This is a genomic window from Limimaricola cinnabarinus LL-001 (assembly GCF_000466965.1).
In the GTDB taxonomy this organism is placed as follows: Bacteria; Pseudomonadota; Alphaproteobacteria; order Rhodobacterales; family Rhodobacteraceae; genus Limimaricola; species Limimaricola cinnabarinus.
Genome location: NZ_BATB01000002.1, coordinates 14,392 through 31,560 on the forward strand (window position 1 = coordinate 14,392; position 17,169 = coordinate 31,560).

Genomic DNA, 17,169 nt, shown 5'->3' on the forward strand with positions numbered 1-17,169 from the left:
TCCGCGCTCGCAGCGGGAATAGTGATCGGGCGCAGCCGCGCTATCTAAGGCCCGACACCAAAGGAGCCAAGCCATGCTGACCCAGATCCGGGGCCTTCACCACGTCACCTCGATGGCGTCGGGGGCCCGCGCCAACAACGCCTTCTTTACCGACACGCTTGGCCTGCGCCGGGTCAAGAAAACGGTCAATTTCGACGCGCCCGACGTCTATCATCTCTATTACGCCGACGAGATCGGCACGCCAGGTACGGTGATGACCTATTTTCCCTTTCCCCATGCCGGCCGGGGCCGTCGCGGTGCGGGCGAGGTGGCGATCACGTCCTTTGCGATCCCCGAAGGGCCGCCGATGCGTGGGAGAGCCGCCTGCGCGAGCGCCATGTCAATGGCGTAACTCGCGACACCGCCTTCGGCGCGCAGCGCCTGCTGTTCGATGGGCCGGATGGCGAGCGGCTGGCTCTCGTCGAGACCAAAGGCGATGACCGCGCGCCATGGACCGGCGGTGGCGTGGCGCGGGATATCGCGATCCGCGGCTTTCACTCGGTCGAGATGCTTTTGCGCGACAAGGCTGCGACGGTCGAGCTGTTGCAGTTCATGGGCTATCGCGAGGCGCAGTCCGATGGCGCGCTGACCCGCTACGAGATCGCGGGCGGCAACCCGGCGCACCGCATCGACATCCGGGTCGATCCGGCGGCCCCACGCGCGGCGCAGGGCGCGGGCTCGGTGCACCACATCGCCTTTGCCGTCGAGAACCGCGCGGCGCAGGCCGAAGTGGCCCGAATGCTGGCCGAGAACGGCTGGCCCACCACGCCGCAGATCGACCGCGACTATTTCCATGCCATCTATTTTCGCAGCCCCGGCGGCGTGCTGTTCGAGGTGGCGACAAACGAGCCGGGATTCGACCGCGACGAGGAGCGCGCGCATCTGGGCAAGGCGCTGAAACTGCCATCGCAGCACGAGCATCTGCGCGCCGACATCGAGCGCCGCTTAGAGCCTTTGGGCGACGGCGCATGAGCTACCATGCCGCCCGCACCCAAGGGCAGCCGGGCGCGCCCCTGGTGTTCACCTTCCATGGCACCGGTGGCGACGAGCACCAGTTCCACCGCCTCGGCACCCAGCTGATCCGGGGCGCGCATGTCGTCTCGCCGCGCGGCGAGGTGAACGAGGGCGGCGCGCTGCGCTACTTCCGCCGCACCGGCGAAGGCGTCTACGACATGGATGACCTCGGGCGGCGGCGCGACGAGCTGATCCGCTTTGTCGAGGCCGAGATCGCCCGCACAGGTGCAAGGCGCGTCGTTGGTCTCGGCTACTCCAACGGCGCGAACATCCTCGCCGCCATGGCGCTGGAGCGGTCCGACCTCTTCGGAGAAATAATGCTGCTCCACCCGCTTATCCCATGGGACCCGGCGCCGCAGCCGGGCCTGAAGGGCCGCCGCATACTCGTCACCGCGGGCGAGCGCGACCCGATCTGTCCCGAGCCGCAGACGCGGAGCTTCCTTACTTATCTGGAGGCGCAGGGTGCGAGTGTCACCCAAGCCTGGCACCCCGGCGGCCACGAGATCCGGCCCATGGAGGTCGACGCGCTCAAGGCCTTTTTCGCCTAGAACGGCGCCTTGGCGGTAAAGCGCATGCCGCGCCCGCCATCGGGATGGCGAAATTGCAGCGTCTCGGAATGCAGCATCAGGCGCGGGTGATCCCGCGCCTCCCCTTGCGCATAGAACGGATCGCCCAGGATCGGGTGTCCCAGCGCCAGCATGTGCACGCGCAACTGGTGGCTGCGCCCGGTCTTGGGACTGAGCCGCACCCGGCTCTCAATTTCCGTCGCGCGCATCACGCGCCAGTCGGTCACCGCCTGCCGCCCGTTTTCGTGATCCACCATCTGGCGCGGCCGGTTCGGCCAATCGACGATCAGGGGAAGGTCGACGGTGCCGGTCGCGGGTTCGAGCCGCCCCTGCACCCGGGCAATATAAGTCTTTTTGGTCTGGCGTTTCTCGAATTGCAGCCCGAGATGGCGCTGGGCGTGCGGCGTCAGCGCAAAGACCATGACGCCCGAGGTGTCGCGGTCGAGCCGATGCACCAAAAGCGCCATCGGATAAGCCTCCTGCACACGGGCCAGCAGGCAATCGGAAAGGTGATCGCCCTTGCCCGGCACGGAGAGAAGCCCTGCCGGTTTGCAGACGATCAGCACCTCGTGATCCTCATGGATCACCTCAAGCGGATCCATCGGCGGGTCATAGGCGGTGCCGAGATCGGGTGCGCGGTCCGGGTCGGGATCTGGCGGGGTGTCAGGCGTCGGAGTCATGCGGCAGCGGTGCCACCACCCAGATCATCACGCAAGGGGTGTCATGCGGATTGAGCCACGACAGCGTTTCGCCTCGACACCAGAAACTGTCGCCTGCCTCGACCACATGGTGCCGTCCGCCGATCCAGATTTCGAACGCCCCTTCCAGAACGGTTCCCATCTCGAGCCGACCACTCCGTGCGGGAAGCTCGGAAGCGGAATGGGCCAGCAAATGACTGCGATAGAATTCGATTCCGCCCATCACCGGCACCAGCAGGTCGTCGAGCGCGCCGGTACTGTCGGGCGTGATCTCGCGGCGCTGCTCGCGGCGCAGCACGTCATGCTCCTCCGCGTCGGTCTGCGTGCTGTGCCGGAACAATTCGGAAATCGGTATCTCAAAGGCCCGCGCGAATGCCGCCAAGTCCGAGTAGCTGGGCTGGGAGCGATCCCGCTCCACCTGGCTGATCCAGCCGGTGGAGCGGTGAACGAGGGGCGCGAGATCCGCGATCCTCAGGCCCCGCGAGATCCGTAACCGGCGCAGGTCCTGCCCTAAACTGCCAAGCTGTGGCGAAGCGTTACTCATTAAAGGACCTGCTCTTTAATACAGGCCACGAACGTATACTCGCGCAAAGGTTGTATAATGGCAAACCATTTCACGACTCCGTGAACAAATTTCGTCGGGAAAACACGGTCGTCAGCAACTGTTCGAGTCGCGCGGCATCCCGCTCATCGAAGGCACCGGGCTGGTCGCTATCGAGGTCGAGCACGGCAAACACCTCTCCCGTCCCGTTTCTAAGCGGAATCACCAGCTCGGATCGGGTGGAGGCGGCGCAAGCGATATGGCCGGGAAAGGCATCGACATCCGCCACGATCTGCGTCGTGCCGCTGCGCGCGGCAGCGCCGCAGACCCCCCGCTCGAACGGGATGGTCAGGCACCCATGTCCGCCTTGATAGGGACCGATCTTGAGCAGTCCGGGTTCGGTCACCCGGTAGAAGCCGGTCCAGTCAAAGCGGTCATCGGCATGATGCAGCTCGCAAGCGACCGTCGCCATGAGGGCGATCTCGTCAGTTTCGCCTTCGGTCAGCGCAAGGATGCGGTCGCGCAATTCTTCGAATGGCATAGTCATCGTCATGTCTGGCTCCGCATCTCGTCAATACAGAACACTGCACCGACGGGATCGTGCCGCGCAACCTATCGGACGTATAGGTTCAGTTGAGATCGACCTGAAGCGGATAGTGACCGTCCTCGAACGGTCCGAACAGATCGTCGAGATCCGGGTGGTCGACCGGCTCGCCCGAAAAATCGGCCACGAGGTTCTGCTCGCTCACATAAGCCACGTAGTAGCTTTGCGCATTCTCGGCGAGCAGATGGTAGAAAGGCTGACCCTTGGCGGGACGGCTGTCCTCGGGGATCGCTAGGTACCATTCTTCGGAATTGGAAAAGATCGCGTCCACGTCGAACACGACGCCGCGGAACGGGTGCTTGCGATGGCGTACCACCTGCCCCAAGGAATATTTCGCGCGCGACTTCAGCATGGCAGACCGTCCTTTCCACCAGTATTACCCACAAAGCCCCTCACAGGTCCATGCGAGGTGGTCAAGTAGGGGAGAAACAGTCCGTGAACCTGATCCTGACAGTGCTGGAGATCACCGCGCCGGTCTTCGCTCTCGCCCTGATCGGTTTCGTCTGGGTCCGGCTAGGGCTGGCCTATGACGTGCCTTTCGTCAGCCGCATGGCGATGACCATATCGGTGCCCTGCCTGATCTTCGTGGCGCTGATGCAGGCCGAGATCGACCCTTCGGCGCTGGCCACGCTCTCGCTCGCCGCTTTCGCGAGCTATGCGGTGCTTGCGGCGCTCTTCGCCGCGCTGGTGATGATCCTGAAGCTCGACGTGCCGACCTATCTGGCGCCGCTGATCTTCGGCAACACCGGTAATGTCGGCCTGCCTCTGGCGCTCTTCGCCTTTGGACAGGAAGGTCTGGGCTATGCGGTGGTGGTCTTCGCGGTGATGGCGATCGGTTCCTTCACCTTCGGGATCTGGTTGGTGGCGGGGCGCGGATCGCTGGGCCGGGTGCTGCGCGAGCCGCTGGTCTGGGGCACGGTGCTGGGCGCGTTGTTCCTGTGGCAGGGTTGGCAGACGCCGCGGGTCGTCACCAACACGCTGGAACTGACCGGCCAGATGGCGATTCCCCTGATGCTGATCACGCTTGGCGTAGCGGTGGCGCGCCTGCGGCCCGGCACGCTCGCGCTCTCGACCGGGCTCTCGGCCGCCAAGATCGCGCTATGCGCCAGCGTCGCGGTGGGGCTGGGGCTGTGGTTCGGCCTGCCATCGGTGGCCTTCGCGGTGCTGATACTCCAGATCTCGACCCCGGTGGCCGTCACGTCCTATCTGCTGGCCGAGAAATATGGCTCGGACGCGCAGGCGGTGGCCGGGCTCGTGGTCACCTCGACCCTGCTCTCCGTGATCGCTTTGCCGCTCATACTGGCAATCGTGATCGCGTGAGGCCGCCTCCCCTGTTTCGCCCCCCGCCGGCATCGGCTAGGCTCCAAAAAAAACGAACGCTTGCGAGGGGCAGATGAGCAGACTCTTTCGCGCCATGATTCTGTTGGCCGTCCTGGCCGGTTGCGGGCCGCGCGATTTCGCCGCGCCGCGCGAGCTGGACGACGCCTGCAGCATCGTGCGCCAGCATCCCGACTATCTCCGCGCCTTCAAGGCGACCGAGCGCAAATGGGGCGTGCCGGTCCCGGTGCAGATGGCGATCATCTACCAGGAGAGCAAGTTCATCGGCAACGCGCGCACGCCGTTCCAGTGGAAGCTCGGCGTGATCCCGGTGGGCCGTCAATCCTCGGCCTATGGCTACAGTCAGGCACTCGACGGCACGTGGGACGAGTACATGGAGCAGGAAGGCGGCTTCCGCCACAAGCGCGACGATATCGGTCACGCGACCAACTTCATGGGCTGGTACATGACCGGCACCACGCGCGAGCTGGGCATCCCGCTCTATGACACGCGCAACCAGTATCTCGCCTATCACGACGGTCGGGCGGGCTATCGACGCGGCACGTGGAAATCCAAGGGTTGGCTGATCAACGTCTCCGACGCGCTGGCGCGCCGGACCCTGCTCTACGACAGCCAGCTACGCGCCTGCGGCAAGCGCTGAGGTGCAGGGGCGGTCTTCGGGCCGCCCTTTTCATGATGGCCCTAGCCCCAACGATCAGCTGTGCAACCGGGCCGAGGCGGCGCATCCTTCTGGCCCGGCCGACGCGGCCGACAGTAGGGAGTATCCCGACATGTCCCGACAGCTTTTTCGTGAATGCAGCGGCATCGCTCTTGCCCTGCTCGTGGCCTTGGGCGCCACCTCCGCATTGTCGCAGGACGACATGGCCCAGCCGATGCCACCCGAGACGATGGAATGGGGCGCGGCTCCGCCCACCCTCCCCGAGGGAGCCGAGCTTGCGGTCCTGAGCGGCAACCCGATGGAAGCCGGGGATTTCGTTGTGCGTCTGCGCTTTCCCGATGGCTACGCGGTGCCGCCCCACACCCATCCGACGGCAGAGAACGTGACCGTGATCTCTGGCACAATCATCTTCGCGCATGGCGAGGATCCCGCCAGCGCCGAGCCACAGGAGATCGCCATGGGCGGGTACATCATGATCCCGGCGGACCACCCGCACAGGGCCGAGGCGCAGGGCGAAACGGTGATCCAGATCCACGGCGAGGGACCGTTCGAGGTCAGCTATCTCGACCCGGCCGACGATCCGTGGAACCAGTAGCGCAATCGAGCGCATGGCAGAAAGAAGATGGGCCACCGGCATGCCGCCGGTGGCCCCTTTTTTTCGATTCATGCCGGAGAGACGATCACCACTTCGACATTTCGGAGCGGATGTTGAACTTCGAATCCGAGATCCCCGCCCCCGGTTTCAGGTCGTTGAGCACCACGGTGGTCTTCTGGCCCGCATTGTCGGTGACGATCCACTGGCGCAGCTCGACCGGGTCGGAGGTGAACACCATCTGGATCGAGCCATAGTCGGGATGCGCGGGGTCCTGCGCCGTCACCGTGGTCTTGGTGCCGTCGGAGGTGTGCCCCGTCACCATGCCCGCACGGCCGAGATCGACGTTGCGCTCGAGGATGATGTTGAGCGGCGTCTGGTTGAGCGGGTAGCGCTCGGGCCCGGCATTGGAGCGGGCGTCGAACACCGCCACCTGACCGCCGCCGGCGATCATCATGGAGCGATCGCCCTGATACTCGAAGCGGATCCGGCCTGGGCGCTTGATGTACATCGTGCCGGTCTGGATCGAGCCGTCGCCGTTGATCTGGGTAAAGCCCGAGCTCGCGGACTGGAGCTGGTTGAGGTAGCTTGAGACCTCCCCCAGCGAGAGCTGGCGCGCGAAAGCGGGCCCGGCGGCGACCGCCAGCGAGGCGGCGGCGAGAGAGGCGAGAAAGCTGCGTCGGATCATGGTCATTCTCTCGTGGTCCTTCATGTCGTGGCCCCGAACTGCGGGGCGTCTTGGACTTCGATATAGGAGCGGTCTGCCCGAATGTCCGCCGCTAGGCGATATCGCGCGCCCCGCCAGCCGATGACCGGCCCATGAAAAAGCCCCCCACCCGGCGGGGTAGGGGGCTTAACTGATTGATATGTATGTATATGCCAACCGACCACGGGGGGCTCGCGCCGATGTCAGTGCGCTTCGGGCACCAGCACCTCGCGCTTGCCGACATGGTTCGCGGCCGAGACCACGCCCTGATCCTCCATCTGCTCCACCAGTCTCGCGGCCTTGTTGTAGCCGATGGCGAGCTTGCGCTGGATGTAGGAGGTCGAGCATTTGCGGTCGCGCGCGACGATCTGCACCGCTTGATCGTAGAGCGCGTCCTCGCTGTCGCCGCCCCCGGTCGAGGAGCCGCCGCCCGCGAGGCCCAGCACTGCGTCGATGTCCGAACTCTTGTCCTCGTCGGGGCCTTCGACCACGCCGCCGACATAGTCGGGCGGACCAAACCCCTTGAGGTAGGTCACGATCTCCTCGACCTCCTCGTCCGAGCAGAACGGCCCATGGACGCGGGTGATCTTGGAGCCGCCGGCCATGTAGAGCATGTCGCCCATGCCCAGAAGCTGTTCGGCGCCCTGTTCGCCCAAGATGGTGCGGCTGTCGATCTTGGAGGTGACCGAGAAGGAGATCCGGGTCGGGAAGTTGGCCTTGATCGTGCCGGTGATGACGTCGACCGAAGGCCGCTGCGTCGCCATGATGAGGTGGATGCCGGATGCCCGCGCCATCTGCGCGAGACGCTGGATGCAGGCCTCGATCTCCTTGCCCGCGACCATCATCAGGTCGGCCATCTCGTCGACGATGACGACGATATAGGGCAGCACCTCGGGCTGGAACTCGTCGGTCTCGAAGATCGGATCGCCCGTCTCCTCGTCGAAGCCGGTCTGCACTGTGCGTGAGAACATCTCGCCTTTGGACAGCGCGTCCTTCACCCGGCCGTTGTAGCCGTCGATGTTGCGCACGCCCATCTTCGACATCTTGCGATAGCGCTCCTCCATCTCGCCCACGACCCATTTGAGGGCGACGACGGCCTTCTTGGGGTCGGTCACCACGGGCGAAAGCAGGTGCGGGATGCCGTCATAGACGCTGAGTTCCAGCATCTTGGGGTCGATCATGATGAGGCGGCATTCCTCGGGCGAAAGCTTGTAGAGGAGCGACAGGATCATCGTGTTGATCGCCACAGACTTGCCCGAACCGGTGGTGCCCGCGATCAGGAGGTGCGGCATCTTGGCGAGGTTGGCGATCACCGGCTCACCGCCGATATCCTTGCCCAGCGCCAGCGGCAGCTTCATCTGGTTGTCGCCATAGTCGCGCGCCGTCAGAATCTCGCGCAGCGCCACCATCTCCCGCTTGGCATTGGGCAGTTCGATCCCGATCACCGAGCGGCCCGGCACGGTCGAGACCCGGGCCGAGAGCGCCGACATCGACCGCGCGATGTCGTCGGCAAGACCGATGACGCGGGAGGCCTTGAGGCCCGGCGCGGGCTCGAGCTCGTACATGGTGACCACCGGGCCGGGGCGGACCGAGACGATCTCGCCCTTGACGCCGTAATCATCGAGCACGCTTTCGAGCATGCGCGCGTTCTCTTCGAGCTGCGCGTCCGGCAGGTGATGCCGCTCGATGGCCGAGGGGTCCATCAACAGGTCCAGCGGCGGGTATTCGTAATCGGGATAGGCCACCTGCGGCACGCTGGGCTGGCTCGGCGGCGAAACGGGGGCGGGCTGCGGCGCGGCGCGGGCGATCTCGGCGGCCGGACCCATCGGGCGCGCGGCGGCGGCGGCGCTGCCGGGGTAGCCCTGTGCGCGGAAAGGCCGGAGGTCGCGGCGGGGGCCACGGGGTCGCGTCGCGCCGCCAGCGGAGCCTCTACGGCGCGCCGCGGGACCGGGGCAGATACCGGCATTGGCTCGGGATCGACGGTGACCTCTTCGACGCTGTCGTCGGCCTCGGGCCAATGGTCGGCGCTCGTGTCCGCTTCGGCGATCTCCGGCTCCCATTCCACGATGGCCTCGGCGGGCGGCATCTCGTGATCCTCGGCCTCGAACAGCTCGACCTCGGGCTCGGGTGCGACGCCGAACATGTCCGGCTCCATCGCGCGGCGCGCCAGCGGCGGCTCCACGCGGGGTGCGGCGGACGCGGCCTGCGCGGCACGCGCGGGCGCGCCGATCGCATGGGCCACCGCGGCGAGACCCGCCCCCGCCGCCGCGCTCGCGGCAGCGCGCGGGCTTTTGGTGATCACGAGGGGCTGCGGCCCGCGACCCCGCGTCAGCGCCGGTTCGATTCGACCGTTCTGGAACGGCGGCATGCTGGTCTGGCCGGTGCGCGCGCGGATCGCGTCGGAAATGCGTGAGCGGATGCGGTCGTCATCGCCCGCACGTGGCGCGGTCGTCAGCGGCGGTTCGACCGGCTCGACGGCGGGCATCTCGCGCGGCTCGCTCCGACGCAGCAGCTGCGGCATGCGCGACAGCAGCCCGCCCGAGGGCTCCTCGCTGCGCGGCAGGCGCGGCGGCGCGGCGAGCGTGCCCGGCGGCGCGGGCGGCAGACGACGCGCGGGCGCAGCCTTTGCCTCGAAGGCCACCTCGTCCTGCATGTCCTGCGCGTCCCAGTCCTCCATCGGCGGTGCGGGCGGCACCGGCGCGCGCGAGGACACCGCAGGTTGTACGCGCGGCATCACGCGGCTGATCGCGGGTGGCATGCGCGGCGCGGATGGCGTCTCGATCAACGCGTCCTCGTCCCAGCCATCGGCCTCGTCGGCCCCGGCGGCGGGCATGGGGGCCGGCTCGACGCTCGTGGTGGCCATGCGCTTGGCGGCATGCGCGCGCACCACCGCCGAGACGCGTTGCGTCTGGCTCGGCTCCGGCACGGCGCGGGCGGCGGCCTCTTCTTCGGCGGCGACGGCCGCGTCGCGGCGCATCTGCTCGCGCCGGGCCTCGATCTCGTCGCCGATGCGGCCGCGCAGCACCTCGGCGGCGCGCATCGACACCGTGGCGCCGCGCCCCATCAACCGCAGGCCCAGCGCATAGGCCAGCACCAGCCCCAGCAGCAGCAGCCGCCACAAGCCTTGCGTCTCCTCGCGGGTAAAGCCGGTGACGAAGGCCCCTGCGGCAAGCGTGCCCGCCCCGAGAAGTAGCGCCAGAAGGTTCACCCCGAACCCCGCGCCGAAGGGCAGGATGGTGAGCAGCAGCCCCAGCACCGTGTCGCCGAACAGGCCACCGAGGCCGAAGCTGTGACTCCAGCCATCGGGCGGCGTCAGCGTCGCGGCGAAGACCGAGGCCAGCGCTACGACGATCGGCGCGAAGGTCAGCCGCGACATCGCCCGCTCCTCGCCCCGGTGCAGCGCCAGGCGCGTGCCCCAGACGAGGAACACCAGGGGCAGCATCCACGCCCCGCGCCCGACGATCATCACGATCGGCTGCGCCAAGGAGGCGCCGAAACGCCCGAGCCAGTTCTGGACCGGCGCGTCGGAAGCCAGCATCCAGTTGGGATCATCCGGGCTGTAGGAGCCGATCATCATCGCGATGATCAGACCCACGGCGATCAGCGCGAGTCCGAGCAGCTCCTTGCCGCGCTTTTCCAGCGCCGCCTGGGTGTTGCTGTCGAGCAGGGGTTCGCGCCCCCTCGTCTGATACGCCATGTCGCTCGTCCTCTCCTCAGTCGTAGAGGCAGGCGCGGAGTGTCTCCAACCCGCGCTGCATCTCATCCGCCGGGGCCACCATGGCGACCCTGACATATCCCTTGCCGGGATTTTCTCCGTTCACGTCGCGCCCGAGATAGGCGCCGGGCAGCACCCGCACCCCCGTCTCGCGCCACAGCCTCAGAGCCGCGACCTCGCCATCCTCGACCGGAAGCCACAGGAAGAACCCGGCTTCGGCGCGGCATAGCCGGGCACCGATCCCAAGACCCGGTCCGCGATGTCGTATTTCGCGGCATAGAGCGCGCGATTCTCGACCACGTGCGCCTCGTCCGACCACGCCTTGGCGGCCACCGCCTGAAGCGGCAGCGGCAGCGGCGCGCCGGCATAGTTGCGAAGCTGGCGCATCCGGCGAATTGATTCGGGGCCGCGGCGGCGAATCCCGCGCGCAGGCCCGGCAGGTTCGAACGCTTGGACAGCGAGTTGAACACCACCAGCCGCTCAGGGTCGGACCGCATGGCCTCGGCCACGGCCAAGGCCCCCGGCGGCGGCGTGTCGCGCCAGATCTCGGAATAGCATTCGTCGGCGAAGACGCGGAAATCATGCCGCTCGGCGAGGTCCAAGAGACGCTTGAGATAGCTCTCGGAGGCCACGGCGCCCTGCGGATTGGACGGCGAACAGAGGTAGAAGATCGCCGCACGGTTCAGCGTCTCGGGCGAAATCGCGTCGAGATCGGGGAGGAACCCCGTGTCGGCGGTCGCGGGCAGGTAGCGCGGCTCCGCCCCCACCGACAGCGCGGCCACGGCATAAACCTGGTAGAACGGGTTGGGCATCAGCACCAAGGGACGCTGCCCGGCCTTGGCCTCGGGACACAGCGCCATCGCGGCGTTGTAGAGCCCCTCGCGCGTTCCGTTGAGCGCCAGCAGCCGGTCGGGCGCCACCGCGATGCCGTAGCGCCGCGAGATCCAGCCCGAGATCGCGCCCAGAAGCATCTCCGAGCCTTCGTTCACGGGATACTTGCCGAACCCCGCCGCGGCATTGGCGATCGTGGGGCCGACCCAGTCGGGATAGGGGTGCTGCGGCTCGCCGATGGTCATGGCGAGGGGCGCGCCGCCCGGCTTGTGCGAATCAAGCAGGCTCCGCAGGCGCGGAAACGCATAGTCCGGTAGGTCCGAGAACCGATCGGGGAAATCCATCGCTGCCTCATGAACGGGGGTCATGCCAGTGCCCCTCTTGCCACGAAACTACCCGCGCGGGCAGCATGATGTCCAGCATTCGCCCCCTCCCCGCCCCTCATGTGTCTTTCGGGCCAAGAGATCCGACCGTCATCCCGGCCCCTCCCCCGCCCGAGGATGCCGCGCCGCATGGACAAACCCCGCTCCCGCCCCATAGTCAGCGCTATGACCCATGACAGCGACATCCTCATCGCGGGCGGCGGGCTCAATGGCCCGGTTCTGGCGCTCGCACTGGCCCGGGCGGGCTTTTCCGTGACTCTCGTGGATGCGGCCGCACCCCTGAGAAAGGCGGGCGAGTTCGACGGGCGGGCTTATGCCATCGCCGCCGGATCGCGGCGGATGCTGGCACGGCTCGGCCTCTGGGCGCCGCTCGCCGCCGAGGCGCAGCCGATGACCGAAATCAAGGTCACTGACGGGCGCGCAGGCGACGGCCCGGCGCCGTGGTGGCTGCATTTCGATTCGGCCGAGATCGAGGACGGCCCGATGGGCCACATGGTCGAGGACCGGCATCTGCGCGCCGTCCTCGGCGCGGCGCTGGAGGCAGCCCCCGGCGTGACGCGGCGCGCGCCCGACACGGTGACGGCCCAGGAGGTGACGCCAGGCGGCATCTCGGTGACGCTCGGCTCGGGTGCGGTCCTTGGCGCGGCGCTTCTGGTGGGGTGCGACGGTCGCGCAAGCGGCACGGCGGCGCGCGCGGTCATCCATCGCCACGGCTGGGAATACGGGCAAAGCGCGATCACCTGCGCGGTGGAGCACGAATTGCCGCATGGCGGCATCGCGCACCAGTTCTTCATGCCCGGCGGCCCGCTGGCGATCCTGCCGCTCACGGGCAACCGCAGTTCCCTGGTCTGGAGCGAGACGTCGCCGCGCGCCGAACGGATCGCCTCGCTGGACGATGCGGGGTTCCTCGCGGCGCTGCGCCCGGCTTTCGGTGGTTTTCTGGGCGAGATCGGCCTCATCGGCACGCGTGGGCTGTTTCCGCTGGGGCTGAGCCTTGCCGAACGCCTCGCGATTCCGCGTGTGGCGCTGGTGGGCGACGCGGCGCATGGGCTGCACCCGGTCGCGGGTCAGGGGCTCAATGCCGGCCTGCGCGACGTGGCGGCCTTGGCGCAGGTGCTGCGCGAGGCGCGGCAGCGGGGCGAGGATACGGGCAGCCTACAGGTGCTTGAGCGCTATGCGCGCTGGCGGCGCTTCGACACGGCGACACTAGCGGCGACCACCGACCTCACGACGCGGCTGTTTTCCAACGACAACCCGCTGCTGCGGCTGGCCCGCGACGCCGGGATGGGCGCGATCAACGCGATCGCGCCGCTGCGGCGCGCGATGATCCGCGAGGCGGCCGGGCTGACCGGGGATCTGCCGGAGCTGATGCGCTGACCCCGGCCTTGACCGTCGCTCGCGACTGCGCGCTTACTCCAGCGCGCGCGCCTCGTCGGCGAGCATCACCGGAATCCCGCCCCTGATCGGATAGGCGAGATTGGCCGCACGGCTGACCAGTTCCTGACGCTCGGCGTCGTAGGTCAGCGGGCCTTGGGTCTGCGGGCAGACGAGGGCTTCGAGCATGCGGCGATCGAAAGCGGCCCGCCCGGCGCGCGGGTCCGGGCCGGGATCGGGAATCGGGTCCACGGGCGGCACCGGCGGCGGCGGCAGGTCGCCCGGCAGGTTCGGATCATCGGTCATTGCATCGTCTCCTCTCCCGAGCCGCCATGCAGGGCGAACTCGATCAGCGTCACCAGCGTCTCGCGGCGTTCGACCAGCGTCGGCGATTCGAGCAGCGCCTGCCGCTCCTCGCAATCGAAGGGGCAGAGCATCGAGAGCGAGTTGATCAACAACTCGTCCTCGGCTTCGTCGAGGCTCTCCCAATCGGTCGACAGCCCGCGCTCCTCGAAGAACCGGCCCAACAGCTTCAGGAAGTCATCACGCCGCATCCCCGGATCGGTCTCGACGGCACCCCGGTCGCGCTCGAAGCCGCTCCAGCTCACGTCGCAACGCCGGTAAGGCGTGAAGCCCTCGACCTCGCGCCGCACCCGAAAGCGAGAGATGCCCGAGAGCGTGATCATGTAACGCCCGTCCTCGGTCTCGGAAAAGGCAGTGAGCCTGCCCGCGCAGCCGATGTCGTGCAGCCGCGTTTTGCCCGACGCCGATTCATAAGGCTGGATCATGCCCATCAGCCGCTCAGGCGTCTTCATCACGTCCTCGATCATCGCGAGGTAGCGCGGCTCGAAGATATGCAGGGGCAGCCGCGCGCGCGGCAACAGCAGCGCGCCCGGAAGCGGAAAGACCGGGATCGTGTCGGGGAGATCGACGCCTGTCATCATGCAAGGCGACCTAGCCTGCCGCACCGCTCAGGCAAATATCATCGACGACAGCTTGCGCCGTCCGGCGAGCGCGATCGGGTCCTTGGCGGGCAGAGCTTCGAAAATGGTGAAGAGCTGGGTCTTGGCAGCGCCGTCGTTCCACTCGCGGTCGCGACGGAAAATCTCGAGGAGCTGCTCCACCGCCTCGGCGGTCTCGCCCTTGGCATGCAGCGCGGTGGCGAGATCGTAGCGCGCCTGCAGATCCGCGGGATCGGCCTCGACCCGGGCGTGCAACTCGGCCACCGGCCCCGCGTTGCTGGCCTGACGGGCAAGCGCGATCTGCGCATGCGCGGCATCGAGCTCGGGCGCGCGGGCGATCTCGGCGGGCGCGCCATTGAGGATCGCCTCGGCCTGATCGATCTGGTCGAGCGCCAGATGCGCGCGCACGAGGCCCGCATAGGCGCCCGCGGACTTGTCGTCCTCCTGCAGGATCGCGCCGAACACCTCGGCCGCGCCCACGGCATCGCCCTCACCGAGCATCGCCTCGGCCGCCTCGATGGCCTCGGCCAGACCGCCATCCTCCTCGCCGCCACCCAGCGCGACGAGCTTGTTCACGAAGGCCTCGATCTCCGAGCCGGGCAACGCGCCCTGAAAGCCGTCGACCGGCTGGCCCTGCCAGAAGGCATAGACGGTGGGAATCGACTGCACCTGAAGCTGGCCCGCATAGGCCTGGTTCCGATCGACATCGATTTTGACCATCTTCACCTTGCCGCCGGCCTTGTTGACCGCCGCCTCGAGCGCCGGGCCCAGCGTTTTGCACGGCCCGCACCACGGTGCCCAGAAATCGACGATCACCGGGACGGTCTTGGAGGTTTCGACCACGTCCTGCATGAAGCTGGCGTCGGAGCCCTCGCGGATCAGATCGTCCTTGGGGGCGGCGGGGGCGCTGTCGTTGAGACCGAGCATGTGGAGCTCCTGCTGTGATGTGCGGCCCTGTGCGGGCGGTGTTCCGAGGTGAGTATATGTGCGCACCGCGCGGGCGCGCCAAGCCCTAGAGATCGAAGCTGGCGAAGACCGGGGCGTGGTCCGAAGGTTTCTCCCAGCCGCGGGCCGCTTTGAGGACCCGGCTGCCATGCGCCGCAGTGGCAATGTCGGAGGTCGCCCAGACATGGTCGAGCCTGCGGCCGCGATCGGCCGCCTCCCAGTCCTTGGCCCGGTACGACCACCACGAATAGAGCGGCCCCTCGGGGATGTCCTGCCGGGTCACGTCGACCCAGTCACCGCTGTCTTGCACCTGCACGAGATGCTCGACCTCCACGGGCGTGTGGCTGACCACCTTGACGAGCTGCTTGTGGCTCCAGACATCGTCCTCGCGCGGGGCGATGTTGAGATCGCCCACGAGGATCGCCCGCTCGGGCCGGTTGGCGTGAAAGTCGTCGCGCATATGGGTGAGGTAGTCGAGCTTCTGACCGAACTTCTCGTTCTTCTCGCGGTCCGGCTCGTCGCCGCCCGCCGGAACATAGAAATTGTGGATCGTCACCCCGTTCTCCAGCCGCCCGGCGATGTGACGGGCATGGCCGAGGTTCGCATGGTCATGCGCGCAGACCTCCTCAATCGGCAGGCGCGACAGGATGGCGACGCCGTTGTAGCCCTTCTGCCCGCGCGCGATCATGTGATCATAGCCAAGCGCCCTGAACGCCTCGAGCGGGATCTTCTCGACCGGGCTCTTGCATTCCTGCAAGCACAGCACGTCGGGCCCCTCCTCCTGCAAAAGGCGGCTCACAAGCGTCTCGCGCAGGCGGACCGAGTTGATGTTCCATGTGCAGAGCGTAAAGGGCATGCGCGGTCTCCGGCTGTCGGGCCGGGCCTGCCTAGCGCCTCGCGTTTGCGAACGCCACCCGAACGCGTCAGGGCTCGACCGTATAGCTCTCGGAGGCGCAGACATCGACCCGATCCGGCACCACCGCACCGTCGGAGAACAGCATCAACAGGTCGTAAAGGCATTCCGTCACGTTGCGGATGGTGACATCGGCGTTGCGCCCCGACGGCACTACGTATTCGCCCAAGAGATCGTCGCGCCAGTATTCATCCGTCACGGGAGAGGCGAACATGCGCACGAGATCGACGCCCGAGCGGTTACGCACGCGCAGGGTCTCGGTCTCGGCCAGGGTCGCGGTCCCCAGAAGCGGGAGCAGCATGGCGGCGAGGGCGAGAGAGCGGAACGCTGGCATCGGGAACTCCTTTACTGATGAGTTCAGCCTACGCCTGCGCGGCCTTCAACCCCAGAGGCGTTTGAGGCCGCTCACGCAGGTGCGACCGACGGGTGCCGCCGAAAGAGAGCCGGAGACAGGAAAATTGGCAAAGAAAAGCCGGGCACGAGGCCCGGCAAGGTCCAACAGTCAGAGTGTGGCATGACCCAGCCACCGGGCTTCGGCAAGGAAACGTCGAAACGCCGTCCCGGTTCCGACGTTTTCAGGCAACGAGCCGATATCCCCCGGACTCGGTCACCAGAAGCCGCGCGTTCGAGGGATCGGGTTCGATCTTCTGGCGCAGCCGGTAGATATGGGTTTCCAGCGTGTGGGTCGTGACACCGGCGTTGTAGCCCCAGACCTCGTGCAGGAGGACATCGCGCGCCACCACGCCCTCGGAGGCGCGGTAGAGGTATTTCAGGATGTTCGTTTCCTTCTCGGTCAGGCGGATCTTGCGATCATCCTCGGCCACCAGAAGTTTCTGGGCGGGCCGGAAGCTGTAGGGTCCGAGCTGAAACACCGCGTCCTCGGATTGTTCATGCGTGCGCAGCTGGGCGCGGATGCGCGCGAGCAGGACCGGGAACTTGAACGGCTTGGTGATGTAATCGTTGGCGCCCGCATCGAGGCCAAGGATGGTGTCGCTGTCGCTGTCATGGCCGGTGAGCATGATGATCGGGCATTTCACGCCCTGCTTGCGCATGACCCTGCACAATTCGCGGCCATCGGTGTCGGGCAGGCCGACATCGAGGATCACCAGATCGAACAGCCCGGCCTTGGCCTGAGCCATCGCTTCGTGCCCGTTGCCGGCCTCGAAGACATCGAAATCCTCGGTCATGACGAGCTGTTCGCTCAACGCTTCGCGCAGGTCGTCCTCGTCATCCACCAAAAGGATCTTCTTCACTTGTGCCATTTCGACGCCTCCATGACCTGCCGGCTCT

Annotated in this window: 17 protein-coding genes and 3 pseudogenes; 6 read left to right on the plus strand and 14 right to left on the minus strand. The window is 67.2% G+C overall.

The annotated features are described in order from the left end of the window. Nucleotides 1-73 precede the first annotated feature (73 nt). A pseudogene (locus MBELCI_RS01065) lies at nt 74-1,011 on the plus strand (ring-cleaving dioxygenase). After that, nucleotides 1,008-1,601 (plus strand): alpha/beta hydrolase, encoded by a 594-nt coding sequence (locus MBELCI_RS01070; RefSeq protein ID WP_021692277.1) that lies wholly within the window; start codon nt 1,008-1,010, stop codon nt 1,599-1,601. Before MBELCI_RS01065 ends, MBELCI_RS01070 begins: the two are co-directional and overlap by 4 nt. Here MBELCI_RS01070 and MBELCI_RS01075 read toward each other — a convergent pair. From MBELCI_RS01075 to hspQ, 4 genes are all read right to left on the minus strand, one after another. Further along, a complete protein-coding gene (locus MBELCI_RS01075; protein WP_200861241.1) occupies nt 1,598-2,221 on the minus strand; it encodes an RluA family pseudouridine synthase in 624 nt (207 codons plus the stop codon). The genes MBELCI_RS01070 and MBELCI_RS01075 overlap by 4 nt on opposite strands. A 61-nt stretch (nt 2,222-2,282) precedes the next feature. Next, nucleotides 2,283-2,861, minus strand: coding sequence for a helix-turn-helix domain-containing protein (locus tag MBELCI_RS01080; RefSeq protein WP_045319545.1), 579 nt, complete (start codon nt 2,859-2,861; stop codon nt 2,283-2,285). 70 nt (nt 2,862-2,931) lie between these two features. Beyond that, complete coding sequence (locus MBELCI_RS01085; protein WP_110546277.1) at nt 2,932-3,411, minus strand: free L-methionine (R)-S-oxide reductase MsrC; 480 nt, start codon at nt 3,409-3,411, stop codon at nt 2,932-2,934. Nucleotides 3,412-3,487: 76 nt separating this feature from the next. Further along, a complete protein-coding gene (hspQ, locus tag MBELCI_RS01090; protein ID WP_021692281.1) occupies nt 3,488-3,814 on the minus strand; it encodes a heat shock protein HspQ in 327 nt (108 codons plus the stop codon). An 83-nt stretch (nt 3,815-3,897) separates the two neighbouring features. Here hspQ and MBELCI_RS01095 point away from each other — a divergent pair, with 83 nt between their 5' ends. The 3 genes from MBELCI_RS01095 to MBELCI_RS01105 all read left to right on the plus strand — a co-directional run bounded on the left by MBELCI_RS01095 (nt 3,898) and on the right by MBELCI_RS01105 (nt 6,053). Further along, a complete protein-coding gene (locus MBELCI_RS01095) occupies nt 3,898-4,782 on the plus strand; it encodes an AEC family transporter (protein ID WP_021692282.1) in 885 nt (294 codons plus the stop codon). A 73-nt stretch (nt 4,783-4,855) separates the two neighbouring features. Continuing rightward, entirely contained in the window at nt 4,856-5,440 is a 585-nt protein-coding gene (locus MBELCI_RS01100; RefSeq protein ID WP_045319546.1) for a transglycosylase SLT domain-containing protein, read from the plus strand. A 130-nt stretch (nt 5,441-5,570) separates the two neighbouring features. Continuing rightward, nucleotides 5,571-6,053 (plus strand): cupin domain-containing protein, encoded by a 483-nt coding sequence (locus tag MBELCI_RS01105; RefSeq protein ID WP_021692284.1) that lies wholly within the window; start codon nt 5,571-5,573, stop codon nt 6,051-6,053. A gap of 85 nt (nt 6,054-6,138) precedes the next feature. On the opposite strand, the gene MBELCI_RS01110 is transcribed toward MBELCI_RS01105, so the two are convergent. The 4 genes and pseudogenes from MBELCI_RS01110 to MBELCI_RS01125 form a co-directional block, all read right to left on the minus strand. Beyond that, nucleotides 6,139-6,744 (minus strand): LolA family protein, encoded by a 606-nt coding sequence (locus MBELCI_RS01110; protein WP_021692285.1) that lies wholly within the window; start codon nt 6,742-6,744, stop codon nt 6,139-6,141. Between the two features lie 215 nt (nt 6,745-6,959). After that, nucleotides 6,960-8,486 (minus strand): annotated as a pseudogene (locus MBELCI_RS21420) (DNA translocase FtsK); the annotation flags it as partial. Next, on the minus strand, nt 8,459-10,549 hold the full coding sequence (locus MBELCI_RS21425) for a DNA translocase FtsK 4TM domain-containing protein (RefSeq protein ID WP_369385335.1): 2,091 nt from the start codon (nt 10,547-10,549) through the stop codon (nt 8,459-8,461). The pseudogene MBELCI_RS21420 and the gene MBELCI_RS21425, both read right to left, overlap by 28 nt. Continuing rightward, a pseudogene (locus tag MBELCI_RS01125) lies at nt 10,470-11,646 on the minus strand (aminotransferase class I/II-fold pyridoxal phosphate-dependent enzyme). Before MBELCI_RS01125 ends, MBELCI_RS21425 begins: the two are co-directional and overlap by 80 nt. Before the next feature lie 168 nt (nt 11,647-11,814). Here MBELCI_RS01125 and MBELCI_RS01130 point away from each other — a divergent pair. Further along, on the plus strand, nt 11,815-13,062 hold the full coding sequence (locus tag MBELCI_RS01130) for a UbiH/UbiF/VisC/COQ6 family ubiquinone biosynthesis hydroxylase (protein WP_235047547.1): 1,248 nt from the start codon (nt 11,815-11,817) through the stop codon (nt 13,060-13,062). A 33-nt stretch (nt 13,063-13,095) separates the two neighbouring features. Here the strand turns inward: MBELCI_RS01130 and MBELCI_RS21430 are convergent, their stop codons facing one another. The 6 genes from MBELCI_RS21430 to MBELCI_RS01160 all read right to left on the minus strand — a co-directional run bounded on the left by MBELCI_RS21430 (nt 13,096) and on the right by MBELCI_RS01160 (nt 17,141). Beyond that, nucleotides 13,096-13,248 carry a Trm112 family protein gene (locus MBELCI_RS21430; RefSeq protein WP_110546280.1) on the minus strand — a complete coding sequence of 51 codons (153 nt, stop codon included), beginning with the start codon at nt 13,246-13,248 and terminating at the stop codon, nt 13,096-13,098. A gap of 113 nt (nt 13,249-13,361) precedes the next feature. Further along, nucleotides 13,362-14,003: an LON peptidase substrate-binding domain-containing protein gene (locus tag MBELCI_RS01140; RefSeq protein ID WP_021692291.1), complete on the minus strand. Its 642-nt coding sequence runs from the start codon at nt 14,001-14,003 to the stop codon at nt 13,362-13,364. A 27-nt stretch (nt 14,004-14,030) separates the two neighbouring features. After that, nucleotides 14,031-14,948 (minus strand): thioredoxin, encoded by a 918-nt coding sequence (trxA, locus tag MBELCI_RS01145; protein WP_021692292.1) that lies wholly within the window; start codon nt 14,946-14,948, stop codon nt 14,031-14,033. A gap of 85 nt (nt 14,949-15,033) precedes the next feature. Beyond that, on the minus strand, nt 15,034-15,822 hold the full coding sequence (locus tag MBELCI_RS01150; RefSeq protein ID WP_021692293.1) for an exodeoxyribonuclease III: 789 nt from the start codon (nt 15,820-15,822) through the stop codon (nt 15,034-15,036). Nucleotides 15,823-15,889: 67 nt separating this feature from the next. Next, a complete protein-coding gene (locus MBELCI_RS01155) occupies nt 15,890-16,213 on the minus strand; it encodes a hypothetical protein (protein WP_021692294.1) in 324 nt (107 codons plus the stop codon). A 241-nt stretch (nt 16,214-16,454) separates the two neighbouring features. Then, complete coding sequence (locus MBELCI_RS01160) at nt 16,455-17,141, minus strand: response regulator transcription factor (protein ID WP_021692295.1); 687 nt, start codon at nt 17,139-17,141, stop codon at nt 16,455-16,457. Nucleotides 17,142-17,169: the final 28 nt, after the last annotated feature.

What these genes read in the sequence shown, in the direction of transcription:
- MBELCI_RS01070 (WP_021692277.1), top strand. Translation starts at nt 1,008, where the DNA reads ATGAGCTACCATGCCGCCCGCACCCAAGGGCAGCCGGGCGCGCCCCTG.
- MBELCI_RS01075 (WP_200861241.1), bottom strand. Translation starts at nt 2,221, where the DNA reads ATGGATCCGCTTGAGGTGATCCATGAGGATCACGAGGTGCTGATCGTC.
- MBELCI_RS01080 (WP_045319545.1), bottom strand. Translation starts at nt 2,861, where the DNA reads ATGAGTAACGCTTCGCCACAGCTTGGCAGTTTAGGGCAGGACCTGCGC.
- MBELCI_RS01085 (WP_110546277.1), bottom strand. Translation starts at nt 3,411, where the DNA reads ATGACGATGACTATGCCATTCGAAGAATTGCGCGACCGCATCCTTGCG.
- hspQ (WP_021692281.1), bottom strand. Translation starts at nt 3,814, where the DNA reads ATGCTGAAGTCGCGCGCGAAATATTCCTTGGGGCAGGTGGTACGCCAT.
- MBELCI_RS01100 (WP_045319546.1), top strand. Translation starts at nt 4,856, where the DNA reads ATGAGCAGACTCTTTCGCGCCATGATTCTGTTGGCCGTCCTGGCCGGT.
- MBELCI_RS01105 (WP_021692284.1), top strand. Translation starts at nt 5,571, where the DNA reads ATGTCCCGACAGCTTTTTCGTGAATGCAGCGGCATCGCTCTTGCCCTG.
- MBELCI_RS01110 (WP_021692285.1), bottom strand. Translation starts at nt 6,744, where the DNA reads ATGACCATGATCCGACGCAGCTTTCTCGCCTCTCTCGCCGCCGCCTCG.
- MBELCI_RS21425 (WP_369385335.1), bottom strand. Translation starts at nt 10,549, where the DNA reads ATGTCAGGGTCGCCATGGTGGCCCCGGCGGATGAGATGCAGCGCGGGT.
- MBELCI_RS01130 (WP_235047547.1), top strand. Translation starts at nt 11,815, where the DNA reads ATGGACAAACCCCGCTCCCGCCCCATAGTCAGCGCTATGACCCATGAC.
- MBELCI_RS21430 (WP_110546280.1), bottom strand. Translation starts at nt 13,248, where the DNA reads ATGCTCGAAGCCCTCGTCTGCCCGCAGACCCAAGGCCCGCTGACCTAC.
- MBELCI_RS01140 (WP_021692291.1), bottom strand. Translation starts at nt 14,003, where the DNA reads ATGATGACAGGCGTCGATCTCCCCGACACGATCCCGGTCTTTCCGCTT.
- trxA (WP_021692292.1), bottom strand. Translation starts at nt 14,948, where the DNA reads ATGCTCGGTCTCAACGACAGCGCCCCCGCCGCCCCCAAGGACGATCTG.
- MBELCI_RS01150 (WP_021692293.1), bottom strand. Translation starts at nt 15,822, where the DNA reads ATGCCCTTTACGCTCTGCACATGGAACATCAACTCGGTCCGCCTGCGC.
- MBELCI_RS01155 (WP_021692294.1), bottom strand. Translation starts at nt 16,213, where the DNA reads ATGCCAGCGTTCCGCTCTCTCGCCCTCGCCGCCATGCTGCTCCCGCTT.
- MBELCI_RS01160 (WP_021692295.1), bottom strand. Translation starts at nt 17,141, where the DNA reads ATGGCACAAGTGAAGAAGATCCTTTTGGTGGATGACGAGGACGACCTG.